Genomic DNA, 1,238 nt, shown 5'->3' with positions numbered 1-1,238 from the left:
TTCCGCGCGGAGCTTGGTGGCCGTGGTGTGGATGTGGTGCTGAATTCCCTTACCGGGGAGTTCATTGACGCGTCGCTGCGTTTGCAGCGGCCCGGCGGCCGATTCATCGAAATGGGCAAGGCGGATATCCGCGACCCGGAGGACGTCTCCCGGAAGTACGAAGGCGTCGCCTACCGGGCCTTCGACCTCTTCGAGGCCGGTCCGGACCGTATCGGGGAGATGTTGGCGGAGCTTGGTGAGTTGTGTGCCGGTGGTGTGCTGAGGCCGTTGCCGGTGTCGGTCTGGGATGTGCGGCGGGCCGGTGAGGCATTGCGGTTCATGAGTCAGGCCCGGCACGTGGGGAAGGTTGTGCTGTCCGTGCCCGCGCCCTGGGCCGGCGACACGGGAACTGTGCTGGTCACGGGTGGTACGGGTGCGCTTGGCGCGCTGGTCGCCCGCCACCTCGTCACCGAACACGGCGCGCGTCATCTCCTCCTCGCGAGCCGGCGCGGACCGGACGCGGAGGGCGCCGCTGCACTCGCCGACGAACTCCGCGAACTCGGCGCCGAAGTCACCCTGGCGGCATGCGATGTGAGTAACCGTCAGTCACTGAATGACCTACTCGGGTCCATTCCCGTGGAACAGCCGCTCACCGCGATTGTCCACGCGGCAGGCGTACTCGATGACGGACTCCTCGCCACCCTCACACCCGATCGTCTGGACTCTGTCCTCGGTGTGAAGGCGGATGGGGCGTGGTATTTGCATGAGTTGACGCGTGGTTTGGATCTGTCGGCGTTTGTGGTGTTCTCGTCTGCTGCTGGTGTGTTGGGGAATGCGGGTCAGGGGAATTATGCGGCGGCGAATGCGTATGTGGATGGGCTGGTGCGGCATCGGCGTTCTCTTGGTTTGTCGGGTGTGTCGTTGGCGTGGGGTTTGTGGGCTGAGGTGAGTGGGATGACGGGTCATTTGTCGGAGGGTGATCTGGGCCGGCTGGAACGTAGTGGTCTGGGGGCGTTGTCGTCGGTCGAGGGGTTGGGGTTGTTCGATCGGGCGTGGCGGGGTGAGGAGCCGGTGGTGGTTCCGGTGAAGGTGGACGTGGGTGTGCTGCGCCGGACGGTGGCGCGGGGTGGGATGGTGCCGGCGTTGTTCGCGGGGCTGGCGGGGTCTGGTTCGGTGGTGGGTTCGGGTCTGCGGTCGGTGTCGGCTACGGCGGCGGCCGGTGGCGGTGGGGGTTGGGTGGAGCGGTTGGCTGGGGTTCC

General features: G+C 66.6%; 1 protein-coding gene. It reads left to right on the top strand.

Features of this window, described 5'->3' with window-relative positions; genetic code table 11:
* Positions 1-27: 27 nt before the first annotated feature.
* Positions 28-1,238: SDR family NAD(P)-dependent oxidoreductase (locus ACFYNU_RS38255; RefSeq protein WP_388768661.1), on the top strand; the 1,211-nt coding region annotated here is incomplete at its 3' end.

The organism is Streptomyces sp. NPDC006643, assembly GCF_042870175.1.
Classification (GTDB): Bacteria; Actinomycetota; Actinomycetes; order Streptomycetales; family Streptomycetaceae; genus Streptomyces.
This window is presented reverse-complemented; position numbering and strand designations above follow the sequence as displayed.